Origin of the sequence: Kribbella sp. (assembly GCF_035655035.1) — a bacterium.
Lineage (GTDB): Bacteria > Actinomycetota > Actinomycetes > Propionibacteriales > Kribbellaceae > Kribbella.
On record NZ_DASRVN010000475.1, the window covers coordinates 1 to 20,059 of the forward strand.

Annotated in this window: 17 protein-coding genes; 9 read left to right on the plus strand and 8 right to left on the minus strand. The window is 68.5% G+C overall.

Features of this window, described 5'->3' with window-relative positions; genetic code table 11:
- The 3 genes from VFF46_RS25925 to VFF46_RS25935 form a co-directional block, all read right to left on the minus strand.
- Positions 1-299: hypothetical protein (locus VFF46_RS25925; RefSeq protein WP_325039820.1), on the minus strand; the 299-nt coding region annotated here is incomplete at its 3' end.
- A gap of 121 nt (positions 300-420) precedes the next feature.
- Positions 421-1,728, minus strand: a complete 1,308-nt coding sequence (locus VFF46_RS25930; protein ID WP_325039821.1) for a cytochrome P450 — start codon at positions 1,726-1,728, stop codon at positions 421-423.
- Between the two features lie 271 nt (positions 1,729-1,999).
- Positions 2,000-2,794, minus strand: coding sequence for a DUF2785 domain-containing protein (locus tag VFF46_RS25935; RefSeq protein WP_325039822.1), 795 nt, complete (start codon positions 2,792-2,794; stop codon positions 2,000-2,002).
- Between the two features lie 186 nt (positions 2,795-2,980).
- Between VFF46_RS25935 and VFF46_RS25940 the strand changes: the two genes are divergently transcribed.
- Positions 2,981-3,832, plus strand: a complete 852-nt coding sequence (locus VFF46_RS25940) for a hypothetical protein (protein WP_325039823.1) — start codon at positions 2,981-2,983, stop codon at positions 3,830-3,832.
- Positions 3,833-3,967: 135 nt separating this feature from the next.
- Here the strand turns inward: VFF46_RS25940 and VFF46_RS25945 are convergent, their stop codons facing one another.
- The 5 genes from VFF46_RS25945 to VFF46_RS25965 all read right to left on the minus strand — a co-directional run bounded on the left by VFF46_RS25945 (position 3,968) and on the right by VFF46_RS25965 (position 10,146).
- Positions 3,968-4,726 (minus strand): hypothetical protein, encoded by a 759-nt coding sequence (locus VFF46_RS25945; RefSeq protein WP_325039824.1) that lies wholly within the window; start codon positions 4,724-4,726, stop codon positions 3,968-3,970.
- Positions 4,726-5,703 carry an ABC transporter ATP-binding protein gene (locus VFF46_RS25950; RefSeq protein WP_325039825.1) on the minus strand — a complete coding sequence of 326 codons (978 nt, stop codon included), beginning with the start codon at positions 5,701-5,703 and terminating at the stop codon, positions 4,726-4,728. Before VFF46_RS25950 ends, VFF46_RS25945 begins: the two co-directional genes overlap by 1 nt.
- Before the next feature lie 250 nt (positions 5,704-5,953).
- Positions 5,954-7,156, minus strand: coding sequence for a sortase domain-bontaining protein (locus VFF46_RS25955; RefSeq protein WP_325039826.1), 1,203 nt, complete (start codon positions 7,154-7,156; stop codon positions 5,954-5,956).
- Between the two features lie 116 nt (positions 7,157-7,272).
- Positions 7,273-9,579: a sodium-translocating pyrophosphatase gene (locus tag VFF46_RS25960; RefSeq protein WP_325039827.1), complete on the minus strand. Its 2,307-nt coding sequence runs from the start codon at positions 9,577-9,579 to the stop codon at positions 7,273-7,275.
- 237 nt (positions 9,580-9,816) lie between these two features.
- Positions 9,817-10,146: an STAS domain-containing protein gene (locus VFF46_RS25965; protein ID WP_325039836.1), complete on the minus strand. Its 330-nt coding sequence runs from the start codon at positions 10,144-10,146 to the stop codon at positions 9,817-9,819.
- Positions 10,147-10,404: 258 nt separating this feature from the next.
- On the opposite strand from VFF46_RS25965, the gene VFF46_RS25970 reads away from it, so the two are divergent.
- The 8 genes from VFF46_RS25970 to VFF46_RS26005 form a co-directional block, all read left to right on the plus strand.
- The gene (locus VFF46_RS25970) at positions 10,405-12,714 is read left to right on the plus strand and encodes a DEAD/DEAH box helicase (protein WP_325039828.1); all 2,310 of its coding nucleotides are present in this window, start codon (positions 10,405-10,407) and stop codon (positions 12,712-12,714) included.
- A 26-nt stretch (positions 12,715-12,740) separates the two neighbouring features.
- Positions 12,741-13,094 carry a hypothetical protein gene (locus tag VFF46_RS25975; protein ID WP_325039829.1) on the plus strand — a complete coding sequence of 118 codons (354 nt, stop codon included), beginning with the start codon at positions 12,741-12,743 and terminating at the stop codon, positions 13,092-13,094.
- Between the two features lie 310 nt (positions 13,095-13,404).
- Positions 13,405-14,172, plus strand: a complete 768-nt coding sequence (locus VFF46_RS25980) for an RICIN domain-containing protein (RefSeq protein ID WP_325039830.1) — start codon at positions 13,405-13,407, stop codon at positions 14,170-14,172.
- A gap of 491 nt (positions 14,173-14,663) precedes the next feature.
- A complete protein-coding gene (locus VFF46_RS25985; protein WP_325039831.1) occupies positions 14,664-16,097 on the plus strand; it encodes an extracellular solute-binding protein in 1,434 nt (477 codons plus the stop codon).
- Positions 16,097-17,011 carry a sugar ABC transporter permease gene (locus VFF46_RS25990; RefSeq protein ID WP_325039832.1) on the plus strand — a complete coding sequence of 305 codons (915 nt, stop codon included), beginning with the start codon at positions 16,097-16,099 and terminating at the stop codon, positions 17,009-17,011. The genes VFF46_RS25985 and VFF46_RS25990 overlap by 1 nt, the downstream gene beginning before the upstream one ends.
- The gene (locus tag VFF46_RS25995) at positions 17,008-17,826 is read left to right on the plus strand and encodes a carbohydrate ABC transporter permease (RefSeq protein ID WP_325039833.1); all 819 of its coding nucleotides are present in this window, start codon (positions 17,008-17,010) and stop codon (positions 17,824-17,826) included. Before VFF46_RS25990 ends, VFF46_RS25995 begins: the two co-directional genes overlap by 4 nt.
- On the plus strand, positions 17,826-18,929 hold the full coding sequence (locus tag VFF46_RS26000; protein WP_325039834.1) for an ABC transporter ATP-binding protein: 1,104 nt from the start codon (positions 17,826-17,828) through the stop codon (positions 18,927-18,929). The genes VFF46_RS25995 and VFF46_RS26000 overlap by 1 nt, the downstream gene beginning before the upstream one ends.
- A gap of 17 nt (positions 18,930-18,946) precedes the next feature.
- On the plus strand, positions 18,947-20,059 hold a 1,113-nt coding region (locus VFF46_RS26005; RefSeq protein WP_325039835.1), incomplete at its 3' end, for a CehA/McbA family metallohydrolase.

Here is a 20,059-nt window from a genome sequence, read left to right on the forward strand (position 1 = left end):
CCGCTCGCGGCCCGGAGGAAGCTCGTCTTCGCGCCGGGCTTGATCAGCTTGTTGTGGCCGGTGGCCACATCCAGCCGGCGGAGACCGTCCGAGGCCGCGAGGTACGCCGTACCGCCGTCGATCGCGACCACGTGCAGCGGACCGGACCCGGTCGCCGCCCGTCCCCCGTTGCCGTCGCGGTCGTTGCCCTCCGCCGTACGAACCAGCTCGCGGCCGGAGGCCACGTCATACAGGACGAACTCCGGGACGCAGTGGAACCGCCAAAACGTTGTCAGCGAATCCGCAAGCCGTCCTGACACAGCACAACCGCGCCCTCCCGAACAGCCGCGAGCGCAGCCGTCAAACGACCGACAAGCATCAGGACTCCGGCCGCCACGCGTTTGCGGGGGAGGGCGGCGGTGTAGCCGGTGTCCGGCACCGTTAGCCGGCGGCTTGTTCGGTGCCGGCGGCGGCGTGCAGGCGGACCGGCAGCGTGTCCACGCCGTACACGATGGAGAAGTCGCGGAAGCGGAGCTGGTCTTCCGGTACGGCGAGTGCGAGGTCCGGGAAGCGCTGCGCGAGCGCGGTGAAAGCGGCGCGGAGCTCCATCCGGGCGAGTTCGGCGCCGACGCAGCGGTGCATCCCGTGCCCGAACGCCAGGTGCGCGGACGAGACCGTGCGCTTGGGGTAGAAGTCCTCGGCGTCCGGCCCGAACACGCCCTTGTCGCGATCCGCACCGGACAGCGACACCGCGACCAGGTCGCCCTTCTTCACCGGCTGCCCGAACAGCTCGTGGTCGTGCCGCGCGAACCGCGGGAACGCCACCTGGACGACGGTCAGGTACCGGAGCAGTTCGTCGACGATCACGTCGACGGCACCCGGCTCGTTCCGGATCCGCTCGAAGTTCTCCGGGTCGCGCAGCAGCACCAGCGTGCCGAGCGCGAGCATGCTCGCCGACGTCTCGTACCCGCCCAGGAACACCCCGTCGGCGAGCCCGCCGAGCTCGACGTCGTCGATGTCGTCACCCTTGTCGCGGATGATCGACCCGATCAGCCCGTCGCCCGGGTTCGCACGCTGCTTGCGGACGATCTCGAACAGGAACTCCCGCGACTCCGACGCCGACCCGAACAGCCCGATGCCACCACCGGACATGTCGAACCGGGCCGGGCCGAGCGCCCGGAAACGGTCCCGGTCCTGCTCCTCGACCCCGAGCAGGTCGGCGATCAGCAGGAACGGCACGTTGAACGCGAAGTCCGCGACGATGTCGGCCACCGGGCCCTTGGCGTCCATCTGGTCCAGCTGGTCGTTGACGATCTTCTCGATCGCCGGCTCCAGCCGGGCCAGCTTCCGCTTGGTGAACTCCGGCGTCAGCAGCTTGCGCAGCCGGGTGTGGTCCGGCGGGTCGGTGAACCCGAGGCCGCCGATCCCCTCGGACGGCTTGTTCGGGTCGGACCCGACCAGCGGCCGGATGTCGTGGCTGTAGTCCTCCTCGTTGGAGAGCACGTACTTGGCCTCGGCATGCCCGCTCACGACCCAGATGTTCAGCCCGAACAGGTGCGCCAGCTTGTGCACCGGCTCGGTCTCCCGGACGGCACCCAGCTCGGGCACCGGGTCCAGGCCCTGCCGGCGCAGCGGCATCGAGACCGAGCTGGGGAACATCCGCATCTTCGACAGGTCGAGCCCACCCTTGCGAGTGCTCCTGCTGAGGATCCGGTTGCCGACCCAACGCTTCAGGTATGTCGCAACCATGACTTCTACGCGCCCTCTCTCGACTGCGCCCCCGAACGGCTGTGTTTGTGACTCAAAGTTAACGTCGTCAGGGACCAGATCTGATGGTGTTGGCACTACTCGGGTAGTGGCGTTGGCACCACCACGGGAGGGGGCCGTGGCGTACCAGCAGAGAACCTTGTCATGGACCGATGCTCCACTGCCACCTGACACCACCTGTACGCCGCCCTGGACCTCGACATGCCGGGTCTCGGGGGGGATTCAGGGAAAAACCAGACGAAAGTCGGATGCCTCAGAGCCAGTACGGCGTGAAGGTCGCGAACACCTCGGCGAGCCGGGCCTTGAGCTGCTCGCGCTGCGGGATCGGTGTGAGTTTCTTCGCATCGCCGATCCGCAGGCCGTGGTCCGCGAACAGGTACAGCACTCGCAAGGTCCGGACCGTGTTCGTCACCTCGGGCGCGATCCCCGCCGTCGGCGGGTTCGACAGCACCCGCACCGCCGGATCCAGCCAGTCGACCGCGTCCGATCCGGTCAGCTCGGCGCGGGTCAGCGTCGCGGCAAGCGCGTACCCGAGCCGGTCGTCCTCCATGTCCCGGAACACGTACGACGTCGGCGTCAGCAGCCGCCCGATCCCGAGCCGGAGCATCTGCACCGGCTCCACGGCCGGGTGCTGCCCGAACGTCCCGAGCAGGTCCGCACCATGCGCGACCGCATGCAGCCAACCGAGCTTCTCGTCGTACCCGCGCAAATCCTGCTCGCCGACGTACCACCGCTCGAACGGCGGCACCCAGCGCGGCTCGAAGACACCGGCGGACACGATCACGTCCAGGATCAACGGTACGAACGTCCGCGCCTGGATCTCCGGGTCCCCGAACCGCGGCACCAGCTCGTCGCCTAGGTCCCGCAGCTCCTGCTCCGACAGCACCCCACGCCCGACCCAGGTCGCCAGCGTCGAGTACGCCTGCCGATCCCGTACGGCGGGATCCGGCGACCGCAGCATCCCGACCAGCTCGGCCACCAACTCCGGCACCGCCCGCCCCTCGGGTACGGCGAACCCGCCCTCCCGCACCTGCTCCCAATCGGTCATGCGCGGCAGGCTAGACGCCGGTCGCACCGGCTGACTACCGGGATCTGTCACAACCGCCGGACGGATCACACCGCGAGCGCGGCACGATTGCCTGCGGCGCGTGAATATTTACACGTCTTCGCAATCGCCCTTGCCTTCGAGCCGGCCGCACCTCCAATCTCGACACATCAATTCCGAGACGGGGGAATGATGAAGATCATCCGGCAAATAATGACCGCAGCAGTCACATTCGCAATCACCGCGGCCGGCGTCCAGGGCGCGGCAGCCTCACCGCAGAGCACCGGGGTGGTGGTCCGGCAGGCGCTCTCGGTCCGGGGACCGGAGGCGGTCGGGGCGGCACGGCCCGATGTCCGCGCCGACGACGGCACCAAGAGCGTCAGCGTCGAGGCCGACGGTGTCACTCACAGGATCGCAGCGACCGACCGGCGGAATTCGGAGGTCCGCCGGCTCGCCGACGGTGGCCAGGTCATCACCGTCCTGCGGCATGGCAACAGCCTCGGGTACGACGTGACGCTCGCGCCCGGTTGGACGCTGCAGCGAGCCGGCGCGGGGTACCTGATCACCAGGCCAGGCACGGATCTCGTGGGGAGTGTGGCAGCGCCATGGGCCATCGACGCGGCGGGCCGCTCGCTGCGGACCTGGTACGAGTCCGCGCCGGGCAACCGGCTCGTACAGCGCGTGGACACCACGGGAGCGACGTACCCGATCACCGCAGATCCGAGGCTGACGTTCGGCCGGGGTGTGTACCTGAACCTGAGCGGCGTCGAGGTACAAGGCATGCTGGCGTTCCTGATCGCCGGTGGCGGCGCAGTCGCGTACCTGAGCTGCCAAGGGATCGCGAGACTCCCGTCCCAGGTGAAGAAGATCGTCGAACTGCTGTGCAAGTTGCCGGCGGTGGCCGCGGCCGCGACGATCAAAAAAGTCCTGGGAGTTCTGAAGAGCCTGGGTCAAATCAACGTCTCCGCCTGCTATCAGAAACGCATCGTGCCGGATCAGGGAGCCTGGAAGATCGTCAACGGAAAGAATTGCCGGGGTTAGGTGACAGAAAACGGCCCGTGGAGTTCCGGTGCTGTACCGGAGCTCCACGGGCCGGTGCGGCCAGGACCCCTCAGCCCGGCCGGGCCACGCGCCCCGGTCAGGGCCCCTCAACCGCTGACCGGGGTCGTCTTTTCGTCAGGCGTCGCGCTTCTTCGCGATCACCAGTGCGATGACCAGCAGTCCGATCGCCCAGGCGGCGAAGTACACCAGCGACCAGGTCGGGGACATCACCGCCTCGCGCACCGCACCGCCGTTCTGGCCGGCGGCCTGGTTGCCGGTCAGCCACCAGTCGACCCGGGAGAACGGCCCCCAGTCGCCGATGAAGTCGCCGACCTTCGGGATCGCCCGGCCGATGCCCTCGAGGAGCAGCGGCCAGCAGATCACGATCGCGATCGCACCGGCGCTCTGCCGGACCATGATGCCGACCGCGACCGCGATCACCGCGGACAGCAGGTAGATCGGTGCGACGCCGAGCACCGCCCGCCAGTCGGCGCCGGTCTTCAGCGCGAGGTGCGCGTCCGGCACCAGGATGTTGCCGAGCCCCCAGGCGCCGAAGGCCGTCACCAGACCGATCACGCCGCTCAGCACGGCCGCGACGGCGGTCTTCGCGAGCAGCACCGGTGTGCGCTGCGGGACGGACAGGAAGCTGGTCCGGATGGTGCCGAACCGGTACTCGGTGGTGACCGCGAGGGTCGCCATCACCATCATCACCATCAGGCCGAAGTTGTACGTGCTGACGGTGTCGACCGGCCGGAACGCGCGGCTGACGTTGTCCGGCGCGAAGACGAAGCCGAGTGTGATGAACCCGTCGGCAAGCGCCAGCGCGAGCACCATGCACCACCACGGCGACCGGGTACTGAAGAGCTTGATCCGCTCCACGGTGATCAGGGACATCAGATCTGCTCCTCGTTCGCGACGGCCTCGGTCTGCGGGGCGGCCGGCACCTGCACCGCATCGGTCGCGTGGTATTCAACCGAGTCACCGGTCATCTGCATGAACGCCTGCTCCAGCGAGCCTCGCTGCAGGCTCAGCTCGTGCAGCGTGATGCCCTTCGCGGCGGCGGTCTCACCGATCACGTCGGTGGTCACGTCGCCGTCGACGAACAGCACACGGCCCTGGTCCTCGATGGTCTCGATGCGGGGCTTCAGGCTGTTCTGCGTGAGAACGCTGTGCAGCTCGTCGAGCTGCGGGCTGCGGACCCGGATGGTGCTGCCACTGGCCCGGTCGACGAACTCCGTCGTACTGGACTGGGAGATCAGCTTGCCGCGGCCGATCACCACGAGCTCTTCGGCGGTGAGCGCCATCTCGGAGAGCAGGTGGCTGGACACGAAGACGGTCCGGCCCTCGTCGGCGAGCCGGTGCATGAACCGCCGGATCCAGACGATGCCCTCGGGGTCGAGGCCGTTGACCGGCTCATCGAAGAGCAGGATCTCCGGGTCGCCGAGCAGGGCGCCTGCGATGCCGAGCCGCTGGGACATTCCGAGGGAGTAGTTGCCGGCCCGCTTGCCGGCGACGTCGGTCAGACCGACCAGGGCCAAGACCTCCTCGACACGGCTCTTCGGCAGCTTGTTCGAGGCGGCCATCCAGGCGAGGTGGGCGCGCGCCGAGCGGTTCGGGTGCACCCACTTGGCGTCCAGGAGGGCGCCGACCTTGGTCAGCGGCCGCTTCAGGTCGCGGTAGCGCTGGCCGTCGATCGTGACCACGCCGGACGTCGGGGTGTCGAGTCCGAGGATCATCCGCATGGTGGTGGACTTGCCGGCCCCGTTCGGGCCGAGGAAGCCGGTTACCTTACCGGGCTTGATCTCGAAAGACAGGTTGTCAACGGCAACTGTCTGGCCGTATCGCTTGGTGAGGCCTTGCGCCTCGATCATCGCCGTACTCCTCGTTCGGTGGCGTGAGAAACCGTTCCCGGGCGGTCGGGTCTTGTCGTGATGACATCAGTATCGAGGACCGGGCGGTGCCAGGCATCGGACCCCGGGCGGATCCGGTGTGTCCACCCCTGGGTTGATTCTGCCGTCCGTACGACGGTGGCTGCCATCGGTTGAAACCCTGACCACGACCCCGACGATCCCCCATCCAGGGGGTGAACGCATCAGCCTAAAGTCGACGGCCCGGCGTACTTCAGTCCATCGGTACGCCGTAGAGCACCAGGTTGTCGCTGTAGCGATGAGTCTTGTGGTCGTAAGGACCGGTACAGGTCACCAGCGCCAGCCGCGGCTTCACGGCGCCGTGGAACAGGTCCGACGGCAGGGCGTCCTGCTTGTACGTCCGGCGCGCGACGATCCGGTACCAGTGCACGTCGCCGTCCCCGGCCGTCACCGCGACCTTGGTGCCGACCGGTACCCCGGACAGCGGGGCGAACACCCCGAGCCCCTGCATCGTGTCCACGTGGCCCGCGAGCAGTACGGTGCCACCGGCCGCGCCGGGCGCCGCGCCCGCTGCCCACCAGCCGACGTCCGCCGTCTTCGGCACTTGGAGCTGGCCGTCCCCGCCGGTCGCCACCGGCCGTACGGTTGCCTCCAGGTATCCGGGCAGCTTGAGCTTCACCGGCGGTACGGCGGCCTCCCGGTCGGCCAGCGACGCGCTCGCGTCCGGGACCTTCCCGGTGTTGGCGGGCTGGCCGCCGAACATCATCACCAGCCCGGCCCCGAGCGCCGCGATGCCGAGCAACCGGCGACGTACCGAGATCGACTTGCCGATCAGCAGCAGGAGCGCGCCGAGGCCGAGCAGGATCAACGCCACCCGCGACCGCGCCAGCTCGGCGTCCGCGTGCTGCCCGCCGCTGCCGGTCGCGACCACCGGTTTCCCGGTCGCCGACTTGCAGGGGCCCGCGACCATCCGCTGGTTCATCTCGATCACCGGCTTGGCCGCATTGGCCACCGACTCCACGGCCGGCGACGCGTTCTTCGGCAGATCGCCGTCGACGAGCGTCAGGTACTTCTGGAGCTGCTGCCGCTGCAACGCCAGCCAGGCGGCGTCGTACCCGGGTTTCCCGGCCTTGGCGGCGAGTGCGTCGAGCTGCTGGCGCTGGGCCAGCGACGGCACCGTCAGCAGCACGATGCTGAGCCGGGTGGCGACATCGAGCTCCTGCGCCGCGAGCTTGCGGTGATCGCTCTCCAGCTGCGCACCGGCCCGCCGTACGCACGAGGTCTTCGCGGAGGTGGTCGCGGCATGCGCGGCCTCGATGATGGTCAGGTTGAGCTGATGGGCGGCGTTCAGGTACGCCGGGTCCGGCTGCGGGGGCTGCGCGTTCGCCGGCTGCATCGTCACCAGCAGACCGACCAGCGCGAGCAGCAGAACGTGACCCAGCCGTCGAGGCGCCACCCCTACCTCCCGCAGTCCGTCGTACGACGACAGTAATCGGGCCGGGTGTTCCGGGTCCAGACACGGAACGGCCCGCCGGTGTGGACCGGCGGGCCGTTTCGGGGGAGTTACCTACGTCAGGCGGCTGCCTTCGCCTCCGCCGGGGTGTCGGAGATGACCGACTCGCGGCGCTTGGAGACGTACACCGCCGCGGCCAGGATGATCACCGCGACGACCGCGATGATCACCCGCAGCGTGGTGTTCGGGTTGTCGCCGATCTTCGACATCCCGACGATCGCCGGGGCGATCAGCACCGAGACCAGGTTCATCACCTTGATCAGCGGGTTGATGGCCGGGCCGGCGGTGTCCTTGAACGGGTCACCGACGGTGTCACCGATGATCGTGGCCTCGTGCGCGGGCGAACCCTTGCCACCGTGGTTGCCGTCCTCGACCAGCTTCTTGGCGTTGTCCCAGGCACCACCGGAGTTGGCCAGGAAGACCGCCATCAGCGTGCCGGAGCCGATCGCACCGGCCAGGTAGCCGGCCAGGGCCGGGGCGCCGAGGCCGAAGCCGACCGCGATCGGCGCGGTCAGCGCCAGCAGACCCGGGGTGGCCAGCTCGCGCAGCGAGTCCCGGGTGCAGATGTCGACGACCTTGCCGTACTCCGGCTTGCCCGTGCCCTCCATGATCCCGGGGATGTCGCGGAACTGGCGACGGACCTCGTAGACCACCGCACCGGCGGCGCGGCCGACGGCGTTGATGGCCAGACCGGAGAACATGAACACGACCGCGGCACCGAGGATCAGGCCGACCAGCGTGCCCGGGTTGAACACCAGCGCGTCCGCCTCGAACTTCGCGTAGTTGTCGGCCAGCGCGGACCGGATCGCGTCCGTGAACGAACCGAACAGCGCGGTCGCGGCCAGTACCGCGGTCGCGATCGCGATGCCCTTGGTGATCGCCTTGGTGGTGTTGCCGACGGCGTCCAGCTCGGTGAGGATCTGGGCCGCCTCGCCGTCCACGTCACCGGACATCTCGGCGATGCCCTGCGCGTTGTCGGAGACCGGGCCGAAGGTGTCCATCGCGACGATCACGCCGACGGTGGTCAGCAGACCACAACCGGCGAGCGCGATCGCGAACAGCGCGACGATGCCGGAGCCGCCGACCAGGAACGCGCCGTACACGGCCGCCGCGATCACCACCGCGGTGTAGACGGCGGACTCGAAGCCGACCGAGATGCCGGACAGGATCACGGTCGCGGCGCCGGTCAGCGAGGTCTTGCCGACGTCCTTGACCGGCTTGTCCTCGGTGCCGGTGAAGTAGCCGGTCAGGGCCAGGATGACGGCCGCCAGCACGATGCCGATGATCACCGAGACGGTGGCGATCAGCCGCGGGTCGCCGCTGTTGTTCGCGATCGCCGTACCGGCCGCGCCGGTCAGCTCCTTGAAGCTGCCCGGCAGGTAGACGAACGCCGCCACCGCGCAGAGCACGGCGGAGATGACCGCGGAGATGTAGAAGGCGCGGTTGATCGTGCGCAGCCCGTTCTCGCCGGTCCGCGGGCGGGTCAGGAAGACGCCGACGACCGCGGTGATCGCGCCGATGGCCGGTACGATCAGCGGGAAGATCAGGCCCTGCTCGCCGAACGCGGCCTTGCCCAGGATCAGCGAGGCCACCAGCATCACGGCGTACGACTCGAACAGGTCGGCCGCCATACCGGCGCAGTCGCCGACGTTGTCACCGACGTTGTCGGCGATCGTCGCGGCGTTCCGCGGGTCGTCCTCGGGGATGTTCTGCTCGACCTTGCCGACCAGGTCCGCGCCGACGTCGGCGGCCTTGGTGAAGATACCGCCGCCGACCCGCATGAACATCGCGAGCATCGCGGCGCCGAAGCCGAAGCCCTCGAGCACCGTCGGGGCGTCACCCTTGAAGATCAGTACGACGAGCGCGGCGCCGAACAGGCCGAAGCCCACGGTCGCCATCCCCACGGTGCCGCCGGTCCGGAACGCGACCCGCATCGCCGGGTCCCGGCCCTCGTCCCGGGCGGCCGCGGCGACCCGGACGTTGGCGCGCGTCGCGAGCCACATGCCCAGGTAGCCGATCAGGGCGGAGAAGCCCGCACCGACGAGGAAGAAGACGGACCGGAAGATCTTCAGCGTGGTCTGGTTGCCGCCGTCTGTGTGCGCCGGCAGCAGGAACAGCAACAGGAAAGCGACCACGGCGAAGATCGACAGCGTCCGGAACTGCCGGTTCAGGTAGGCGGCTGCGCCTTCCTGGACCGCGGCGGCGATCGTCTTCATGTTCTCGGTGCCATCGTTCGCGGCAAGCACCTGGCCCCGGAAGACCATCGCAATGGCGACCGCGAGGATCGCGATCACTCCGACGACGATCACCAGGGTGGTGTTGCTCGACGAAAGATCCACCGCTTGTGCAGCAAGCAGCGCGGACATCCGTCCTCCTTGTAGGCAACCCATCCGGGCTTGACGGCCCCCGTCTGCCGCAACCGAAGGGTTGGGAAAATACGACACAGCGCCAGGGGACTGGCGCGGTGGGTTACTTTAACGGGTTCCCGACCAGACCTGACGACAGGGTGGTCTACGCCATACCTGACCGAAACGGCAAGACCCCTGCCGAAACGCGGGCGGGACCGTCACGCAAAGTAGTACCGGAGTTACTTTTTCGTTTCTTCAGATCGCCGACGCGACGTCCGGATGGATGTCGAAGACCTTGGTCAGGCCGGTGATCCGGAAGATCTTCAGCAGCCGTTCCTGGGTGCAGACCAGGGACAGGGATCCGTCGTGGGTGCGCACCCGTTTCAGTCCGCCGACGAGGACGCCGAGCCCCGTGGAGTCCAGGAAGTCCACGCGTTCCAGGTCGATGACGAGGTCGTAGACCCCTTCGTCGACGAGCGCGGCGATCTTCTCGCGGAGCTTCGGTGCGGTGTAGACGTCGATCTCCCCCGCGACCTCGATGACGGTGCGCCCGCCCTCGGCGCGCGCGGTCAGCGACAGATCCACTTCGGCCTCCATCCCGTCCTGTGCACCTTGGTTCACTCGCATGCGCTCGGTGCTGTGCACCTTGGTTCACTCGCATGCGCTCGGTGAACTGCTGCATTCAACCATGTACGGACCGTGAGTGAGACCCGTTGCCGAAAACTCTTTCATCTCGGCCGACCGAAGTCGATTCCCCTCCCGAAAAAGCCGCGTGCATCGGAACGTGCATTCTCAGCGGGCTCTCAGTCCGATGCTGTCCGTACGGAGAGCTAGGCTCCGCGTATGCGTGCAGGTGGTGAGGCGGCGGCTGTCCTGAAACGCCTGGCCGCCGGTCGCGACGACCGGTTGACACATGTCGAGTCGGTTCCGCCCCGGCTCGGGCAGACGGGCGACTGGCCGCGCTGGGTTCCGCACGAGGTTCTCGACCAGTTGCGCGACGCCGGCATCACGGCGCCGTGGACCCACCAGGTCGCGACGGCCGAAGCGGCGTACTCCGGGAAGCATGTCGTAGTGGCGACCGGGACGGCCTCGGGCAAGTCGCTCGGGTACCTGCTGCCCGCCTTTGCCACCTTGAGCATCGCCCAGGCCGCCTCACCACATCGCCGTACGGCCTCGGTGCTGTACTTGTCGCCGACGAAGGCCCTGGCGCACGACCAGCTCCGCGCGGTCTCGTCGTACACCGTGTCCGGGCTGCGCGCCACGACGCTGGACGGCGACTCCGAGCGGACCGAGCGGGACTGGGCACGCGATTACGCGACGTACGTGCTCAGCAATCCGGACATGCTGCACCGTTCCGTCCTGCCGAACCACCAACGCTGGGCCCGGTTCCTGGGCTGTCTGCAGTACGTCGTGGTCGACGAGTGCCACCACTACCGGGGCGTGTTCGGCGCCCACGTGGCCGGCGTACTGCGACGACTGCGACGGGTGTGTGCGCAGTACGGCGCGCATCCGATCTTCGTGTGCGCGTCGGCGACTGTGGCCGAGCCCGCGCTGTCAGGGGAACGCCTGACCGGGCTGCCGATGGAGGAGGTCGTTGCTGACGGCTCTCCGCGCGGTGGGGTCGCGTTTGGCCTCTGGGAGCCGCCCCTGACCTCTCTGCATGGTGAGAACGGTGCCCCGGTACGACGGTCCGCAACGGCCGAGGTGGCGGACCTGCTGACCGACCTGGTCGTCACAGGTGTCCGCACGGTCGCCTTCGTACGTTCGCGACGCGGGGCCGAGGCGGTTGCGATGACAGCGCGGGAGAACCTGGCCGAGGTCGACCCAACGCTCACTGAACAGGTGTCGGCGTACCGGGCCGGTTACCTGCCGGAGGAACGGCGCAGGCTCGAGGGGATGCTGCAGAGCGGGGAGCTCACCGGTGTCGCCGCGACGAACGCCCTGGAGCTGGGCATCGACATTGCCGGGCTGGACGCAGTACTGCTCTCCGGCTGGCCTGGTACGCGCGCCTCGCTCTGGCAGCAAGCAGGACGTGCCGGCCGGGCCGGCGGCGACGCGGTGGCGTTGCTGATCGCCCGTGACGATCCACTGGACACCTACCTCGTGCGGCATCCGGCCGCGATCTTCGGCCGCCCTGTCGAGGCGACAGTGTTCAACCCGGAGAACCCGTACGTTCTGGGCCCGCAGCTGTGCGCGGCGGCGCAGGAGATCCCGCTGACGACCGACGACTACGAAATCTTCGGCAGTACGACGGAGTCCGTCATCGCCCAACTCGTCCGGCAGGGCGTGCTGCGGGAGCGGCCGCACGGGTGGTTCTGGACGCGCCGGGAGCGGGCAGTCGACGCGATCGACATCCGGTCGGCGGGCGGCAAGACCGTGCAGATCGTGGAGGACCGGACCGGCCGGCTGCTCGGTACGGTCGACGGCGGCTCGGCCCACTCGTCCGTCCACGAGGGCGCCGTCTACGTGCACGCCGGCGAGTCGTACCTGGTGCGCTCGCTGGACCTGGAGGGGCACGCCGCGGTCGTCGAGCAGGCCTCGCCGGACTACACGACGTTCGCCCGGGAGGTCACCGAGATCGGCATCCTCGCCACCGAGGAGACGTGCACCTGGGGTACGGCGGAACTGTCCCGCGGCTGGGTCCAGGTGACCAGCCAGGTGATCTCGTACCAGCGCAAGCTGATCGCGACCGGCGACGTACTCGACGAGCAGCCGCTGGACCTGCCGGAGCGGACGCTGCGGACGAAGGCGGTCTGGTGGACGATGCCCGACGGCGTCGTCGAGTCGCTCGGGCTGGCCGACGTACCGGGAGCGGCGCACGCCGCCGAGCACGCGTCGATCGGGCTGCTCCCGCTGTTCGCCACCTGCGACCGCTGGGACATCGGCGGCGTCTCCACCGCCCGGCACGCCGACACCGGCCGGCTGACGGTCTTCGTGTACGACGGCCACCCGGGCGGAGCCGGCTTCGCCGAACACGGGTACGCCGCCGCCCGCGAGTGGTTGACCGCGACACGCGAGGCGATTGCACACTGTGAGTGCACGGATGGCTGCCCTTCGTGCGTACAGTCACCCAAGTGTGGGAACCAGAACAACCCACTCGACAAGAGCGGCGCGGTGGCGCTGCTCTCGGCTTTACTGAGTAATGAGGCCTGAAAGGCCGGTGGAGAGGCAGGTTCACCATGGCTGTTCTCGGAATCGTCCTGGTCGTCCTCGCGGTGCTGTTCGCGCTCGGCGTCTCGGTGTCGTCGGGCGCCGCCACGAAACTGGAGGTCTTCGGCGTCCACTTCGGCGTCTCGGTGACCACGGTGTACTTCCTCGGCGCGATCGCCGGCGCCGCGCTGGTGGCCGGCCTCTGGCTGCTGAAGAAGGGCCTCGGCCATACCTGGCGGCGCCGCAAGGAAATCCGCGAACTCCGGGCGAAGGTCACTCACGGTGACGACGCTCCGGAGCTGCCCACGGAGCGCGACGACGCACCGGCGGAGCTGGAGGAGCGGGCGACCGAGGACCACCAGCAGGACCACCAGCCGCACTGATCCCGATTCGTTGCCGACGGCATGAAAAGTAACGGGAAAGCGCTTGTATTGCTGTAGTATCTCAGCCTGCGCTCGATGATCCCTCGGCGATCCAGCGAATCGATTTCGATGCCTTGCGCAACGATCTTGCCCTGGCAGTTAGTTGCCATTGGCATCAAGTTTCCGGAAATCGGCATAACCTCCACGGCCGGTCCTGTGCATTACTTGTTGTGGCGTCAACGTCGCGCTGAGTCACTGCCGGCATACCGGCTCGCGCCACGGGGTCCCGACGACCTGACGCCGTGAGATAGCACGACCTCTGGAGGTTGTCTTGATCATCCGAAAGCTGTTCAGCCGCACCGGAGTAGTGGTGCTCGCGGTCAGCGTCGCCATCGCCACCGCCATACCGGCCCAGGCCGCGAACCCGGCACCCAGCGGTTCGCACGCTCCGGCCGTCACGGTGGGCGTGGCCCAACAGATCGTCACCCGGTCCGACACCCGGTACTGCCTGACGTTCGTCGCGGCCGACAATGTCCCGATGGCGGTCATGATGGCGTGCGCCCCGGGCAAGGAGGGCAAGACCCAGGAGTGGATCTACACCGAGTCCGGCCAGCTGCAGGTCGCGATGAGCAAGAGCGTCGGTGGCGCCCTTGCGACGACCGGCGCCTGTCTGGACAGCGGAGCGGACCTGGCGAAGGTGCCGGCCGCAGCGCCACTGCTGGTCCTGCCCTGCCGTAGCGGCGACGGGCAGAAGTGGAACTACGACGAGAGCTCCGGCACGTTCGTGAACGCCGCCAGTGGCCTCGCCCTGACGTCACTGCTTGGCAAGGGGAAGGCCAAGCAGGCGCAACCGACCGGAAGCATGAGTGTCGCCAGTACTCCGATCGAGGCCTGGGCGGGGCTCCCGGTCCCGAGCCTGGACATCCTGGGCGCCGTACTGGCCCTGGTGAACGCGTTGCTCGCGTCGCTGGGCCTGGCACTGCCGCTGCCGATCGCAGGCGCAGCTGCCAGCCTCTTGTCGCTGCTCCGGCCACAGGTACCGATTCCGGCGCAGATGACCACGCTACCGAAGCAGATGATGCAACTGGCCCAGAGCTGACAGGCCCCCGAGCCAACGAGAGGACGGCCGGCCCCGACATCGTCGGGGCCGGCCGTTTCTTTTGTCCGGGTGATGCTCGGGGATCGAGTCCGGAATGCCCGCTGCTTGCGCGTCAGCGGGAGCCCGGTGTCGTCACCACCCTCTCGCCGGTCACCACCAGCACCAGCAGCCGCCGAGCAGTTCGTCGACCAGGCAGGCAACTCCGTGGATGAGTCTCACGTCTTTCACCTCCGATCCACTGAAGCGAACGGCAAGACAGTAGCTCGATCGCTCACCCTCTGTACCTAGTCAACTACCTGTTGCCACAGAACCTTGAGCGACCTTTAACTCTTCCGCAATCCGTCCCGTGGGATCCCGGCTTGACAGCTCGCGATTGGTTGCCCGCAGCACCTGGCAAACGTTCGACCCAGGGTTGGGAAAAAGTCTTCACATAGTCGCTCAGGAGTGCCAATCTTTGACCGGCACTGGACCACTTCTCGCTTGGAGCCCTGATGCGATCACTCTCGCGGTTGACCACCGCCGGCGTCCTCGGCGCCGCGGCCCTCGCGCTGCTCACCGGATGCCTCGGGTCCTCCGGTTCCGGCAGCAGCACCGGCGGCCAGGACGCCAACCGGAACGCCGACGCCAAGAAGGTCGAGCTGACCTTCGGCTCGAACTCGGTCAAGGGCGGCAAGAGCAGCGCCGGCGCCACCTTCATCTCCGACGTCCTGATCCCGAAGTTCGTCGCCGAGCAGAAGGGCAAGGGCGTCGACGTCACGGTCAAGTTCCAGGGTGACGGCTCCGACGACGAGGTCTACAAGCAGAAGCTGTCCCTCGACCTGTCGAACAAGTCCGGCCCGGACCTGTTCCAGATCGACGGCATCTGGGTCGGCGAGTTCGCCCAGGCGAACTACATCAAGCCGCTCACCGACACCGTCGGCGACGCCGCGAAGGTGAACGACTGGGACGGCTGGAAGCAGATCCCGGAGGCGGTCCAGGCGCTCGGCAGCTACAACGGCCAGCGGTACGGCGTACCGGGCGGCACCGACGGGCGTGTCCTGTACTTCAACAAGAAGCTGTTCCAGCAGGCCGGACTGCCCGCCGACTGGCAGCCCAAGTCCTGGGACGACATCATCTCCGCGGGTCAGGCGCTGAAGAAGATCTCCGGCGTCACCCCGATCCAGATCAACGCCGGCACCGCGATGGGCGAGGCGACCACGATGCAGGGTGTGCTGCCGCTGCTGGTCGGCACCGGCGCCACCGTGAACTCCGACGGCAAGTGGCTCGGCAACACCACGCAACTGCGCCAGGTGCTGGACTTCTACCACCAGGTCTACTCGACGGGTCTCGGCGACCCGGTGCTGCAGAAGGAGGCCAAGGGCCGGGACAAGTCGTTCTCCGAGTTCGCCGCGAACAAGATCGGCATCCTGCTGGAGAGCGACTACTTCTGGCGCAGCGTGGTCGAGCCCAAGGAGGGCGTCGCCAAGATGGCCGACCGGGACGCGGCGGTCGGCTGGGCGATGATCCCCGCGATGAAGCCGGGCGCCGGCGTGAAGGGCCAGGACTTCGTCTCGATGTCCGGCGGCGGTGCGACCGTGATCAACCCGAACACGAAGTACCCGCAGCAGGCGTGGGAGTTCCTGCAGTTCATGAACTCCGCGGACATGGTAAAGGCCTCGCTGGACGGCGCCGCCAAGATCACGCAGCGGTCCGACGTGAACAGCGAGGTACTCAAGAGCGACCCGATGCTGAGCTTCATCGCGGACAAGGTGCTCCCGGTCACGCAGTACCGTCCGGGCCGCGCGGAGTACCCGAAGATCTCGGCGGCGCTGCAGCAGGCGACCGCCGACGTGATCAGCGGCAAGAGCACCGCCGACGCGGCCGCGGCGTACCAGAAGGCCGTGGAGGCGGCGGCCGGCGGCAAGGACAAGGTCACCAGTAACTGATGGCTGCTGTTTCCCAACCCGAACCCGCGCGGGGCCGGGCGCCGGCGCGGGACGTCGCGGGCCTCGGGGTCGGCCGCGCGCTGGGCTTCATCGCGCCGGCGTTGCTGCTGATCGGTGCGTTCCTGATCTTCCCCGCGCTGTGGACCATCTACATCGGCGTCACGAACTACCGGCTGACCGGCGTCGAGGCCGTGTCCCCGTCGATGGTCGGGCTGTCGAACTACACCCGCGCCCTGGACGACGCGCTCTTCCACAACGCGTTGTGGCTGACGCTGCTGTTCGTCCTGGGTTCGGCCATCATCGGGCAGAACATCCTCGGCTTCACGCTCGCCTGGGTACTGCGACGCGCCCGCCCGGCGGTCCGGCGTACCGTCGAGGCCCTGACGCTGCTGGCGTGGATCCTGCCGTCGACGGTGGTCGCGTACCTGTGGGTCGCGTTCTACGACCGCGACGGCGGCACGTTGAACAGCTTGCTCGGTACGCCGGGGACCGCGTGGCTGATCGACTACCCGATGGCCTGTCTCGTGGTGTTCAACACGTGGCGCGGTACGGCGTTCTCGATGATGCTCTACTCGTCCGCGCTGCAGGCCGTGCCGCCGTCGCAGCTCGAGTCCGCGCGGATGGTCGGCGCGTCGGGCTGGCAGACGCTGCGGGACGTGGTGTTCCCGCACATCCGCGGGCACGTGCTGACGAACACGCTGCTGATCTCGCTGTGGACGGCGAACGACTTCTCGCCGTTCCTGCTCACCAAGGGCGGCCCGAACCACGAGTCCGAGACGGTGCCGGTCTACATCTACAACGTGGCGCTGCAGGGCGGTGAGCTCGGGTACTCGTCGGCGATCTCGTTCCTGCTGCTGATCGCGAACCTGCTGGTCTCGTTGGTCTACCTGCGACTGCTTCGGAGGCGCGCATGACGACCTTCGTCCTGCGCCGGATCGGGTTCTACGTCCTGATCTGCGCGATCACGCTGTTCTTCGCCGTACCGATGCTGTGGATCGCGTCGGCGCCGTTCGACTCCTCGCCGGGTCTGGGCGTGCACTGGCCGGACTGGACGCTGGAGAACTTCCGGAAGACGCTCGCGCACCCGTACGCGATGCACTCGATGGTCAACTCGCTGCTGATCTGCGTCACGACCGCGGTGGCCGTGACGGCGTTCGCCGCGCTGGCGTCGTACGCGCTGTCCCGGGTACGGATCCCGGGGCGGGACGCGTTGCTGTACGGGTTGCTGCTGCTGTCGTCGGTGGTCACCGGTACGGCGGCGATGGTGCCGATCTTCGTGATGATGTTCCAGCTCGGGCTGATCGACTCCCGGTTCGGCGTCGCGCTGGTGATGACCGGCGGGCTGCTGCCGGCCGCGATCTTCATCCTGAAGGACTTCGTCGACGCGGTCCCGAAGTCGTACGAGGAGTCGGCCCGGGTGTTCGGCGCGTCCACCCTGCAGATCCTGCGGGACGTCGTACTCCCGGTCGCGCGACCCGGCCTGGCCACGATCATGGTCTGGGCGTTCGTCAATTCCTGGGGCAACTTCCTGGTGCCCTTCCTGCTCATCCGGTCGATCGACAAGCAGCCCGGTGCGGTGCTGATGCAGACCCTCACCGACGAAGGCGGCAGCGTGAACCTGCAGGTGCTGCCGGTGTTCTCGCTGCTGTTCTCGATCCCGGTCGTCGTGCTGTACCTGCTGGTGAACTCGCGTTACGGGTTCCGCTTCCACGGAGGGATCAAGAGCTGATGGCGGGCATCGACATCGAAGGCCTCGCGACCGTCTACCCGAATGGCGTCCGCGCCGTCGACGGGCTGGACCTGCAGGTGGCCGACGGCGAGTTCTTCGCCCTGCTCGGCCCGTCCGGGTGCGGCAAGACGACCCTGCTCCGGACGATCGCCGGGCTGGAGACGGCTTCTTCTGGCAGCATCCGGATCGACGCTGCCGACGTCACCCGGACGGAACCCGGCAAGCGCGGCGTCGCGATGGTCTTCCAGGACTACGCGCTCTTCCCGCACATGAGCGTCTCCGAGAACATCACCTACCCGTTGAAGGTACGGCGGATTGCCGCCGCCACGCGCGCCTCCGTCGCCTCCCGTACCGCGGGCGAACTCTCCTTGGACGGCCTGCTCGAACGCAAGCCCGGCCAGCTGTCCGGTGGCCAGCAGCAGCGAGTCGCCCTGGCACGTGCGATCGCGTCCGAGGGCAAGGTGTTGCTGCTGGACGAGCCGTTGTCCAACCTCGACGCCCGGCTCCGGCTCGAGGCCCGTACGTTCCTGAAGAAGCTGCAGCGTGACCTGGGCATCACGACCGTCTTCGTCACCCACGACCAGGCCGAGGCACTCGCTCTGGCCGACCGGATCGCGGTCATGGAGTCGGGCAAGCTCCGCCAGCTCGGCTCCCCGCGCGAGGTCTTCGCCCGCCCCGCCAACACCTTCGTCGCCAACTTCATCGGCTCCACCCCCATGAACCTGCTCCCCGGGAAGGTGACTGCGCCGGCCGGCTCCGTGGACGGTGTGGTCGCGGTCGCCGGCGGTTCGTTGCCCGCGACAACCTTCTCCGCGGCGGATCCCGAGGTCACGGTCGGCATCCGCCCGGAGTACCTCACCCTGACCACCGAGGACGTCACCGGCCCCGCCCTGCGAGGAACGGTCGTCGTCGCCGAGAACCTCGGCACCCAGTCCCTGGTCACGGTCGACTGCGACGACACCCTCGTCGGCGTCACCGTCCCCGAAGAGCACGAACCCGCCCCCGGCACCACCGTCACCCTCACGGCTCCCGCGACGCGAGTCCTTCTCTACAACCGCGACACCGGCGAAGTCCTGACCTCGCAACCAACCCTCGTCCCGTGAGTCTGGAGACCTAGCTGATGGCAGTCACGTCGTACCGCCGGCGCTGGACCCTCGACGACCGCGCCGAATCCGTCTGGCACTCGCTGCCCGTCGACCTCCCACCGGACTGCCCCGGCCTGCTGGTCACCCTCACGGTCCCACCGATCGACGGTGCCGTCATCGACATCGGCTGCGAGGGCCCGGCCGGCTGGCGCGGCTGGTCCGGCGGCGCGCGCCGTACGTTCGCGATCACCCCCGACGCCGCCACCCCCGGCTACCTCCCCGGCGAACTCGAACCCGGCACCTGGTCGATCGTCCTCGGCCTGCACCGGATACCCGTCGAAGGCGTCGAACTCCTCGTCGAAGCAGTCACCGGCCCGGTCCCCGTCGTCGCCGGCCTCGCGGAGTACGCCGCCGCCTCGGCCGCCGTCGCAGTACCGCCACGACCACCACGCCGTACCCTCCCTGCCTCCTCCGGGCTGAAGTGGATCGCCGGCGACTTCCACGCGCACTCGCTGCACTCCGACGGCTCCACCCCGATCGCGAACCTCGCGGCACTCGGCGTCGCCGCCGGCCTCGACGTACTCGCCGTCACCGACCACAACACGGTCGCCCACCACGCCGAACTCCCCGCGCTCAGCCGCCGCTTCGGCATCGGCCTCATCCCCGGCCAGGAAGTCACCACCGACGCCGGCCACGCCAACGCGTTCGGCGACATCGGCTTCATCGACTTCCGCCGCCCGGCCGCCACCTGGGTCTCGGAGGTCGCCGCCCGCGGCGGCCTGCTCTCCATCAACCACCCCCTCGGCGGCGACTGCTCCTGGCGCCACCCGCTCCCCGAACGCCCACCCCTCGCCGAGATCTGGCACTCCTCCTGGCTCGACCACACCTGGGGCGGCCCGTTCGCCTGGTGGCAGGCCTGGGGCCTGGAATCCACCACCCCCATCGGCGGCAGCGACTGGCACAACCCCACCTCCCTCACCCCACTAGGCACCCCCACCACCTGGATCGCCGTGGACGCCTCCGCCGAAGGCCCCGACGAACTCCCCACCGCCACCCTCGAAGCCCTCCGAGCCGGCCGCACCGCCCTCTCCTGGTCCTACAACGCCCCCGTCCTCCTCCGCGCCGACAACGAACTGATCGCCCTCGAC

Coding starts and splice junctions, on each gene's coding strand:
- VFF46_RS25930 (WP_325039821.1), bottom strand. CDS start 1,728: ATGGTTGCGACATACCTGAAGCGTTGGGTCGGCAACCGGATCCTCAGC.
- VFF46_RS25935 (WP_325039822.1), bottom strand. CDS start 2,794: ATGACCGATTGGGAGCAGGTGCGGGAGGGCGGGTTCGCCGTACCCGAG.
- VFF46_RS25940 (WP_325039823.1), top strand. CDS start 2,981: ATGATGAAGATCATCCGGCAAATAATGACCGCAGCAGTCACATTCGCA.
- VFF46_RS25945 (WP_325039824.1), bottom strand. CDS start 4,726: ATGTCCCTGATCACCGTGGAGCGGATCAAGCTCTTCAGTACCCGGTCG.
- VFF46_RS25950 (WP_325039825.1), bottom strand. CDS start 5,703: ATGATCGAGGCGCAAGGCCTCACCAAGCGATACGGCCAGACAGTTGCC.
- VFF46_RS25960 (WP_325039827.1), bottom strand. CDS start 9,579: ATGTCCGCGCTGCTTGCTGCACAAGCGGTGGATCTTTCGTCGAGCAAC.
- VFF46_RS25970 (WP_325039828.1), top strand. CDS start 10,405: ATGCGTGCAGGTGGTGAGGCGGCGGCTGTCCTGAAACGCCTGGCCGCC.
- VFF46_RS25975 (WP_325039829.1), top strand. CDS start 12,741: ATGGCTGTTCTCGGAATCGTCCTGGTCGTCCTCGCGGTGCTGTTCGCG.
- VFF46_RS25985 (WP_325039831.1), top strand. CDS start 14,664: ATGCGATCACTCTCGCGGTTGACCACCGCCGGCGTCCTCGGCGCCGCG.
- VFF46_RS25990 (WP_325039832.1), top strand. CDS start 16,097: ATGGCTGCTGTTTCCCAACCCGAACCCGCGCGGGGCCGGGCGCCGGCG.
- VFF46_RS25995 (WP_325039833.1), top strand. CDS start 17,008: ATGACGACCTTCGTCCTGCGCCGGATCGGGTTCTACGTCCTGATCTGC.
- VFF46_RS26000 (WP_325039834.1), top strand. CDS start 17,826: ATGGCGGGCATCGACATCGAAGGCCTCGCGACCGTCTACCCGAATGGC.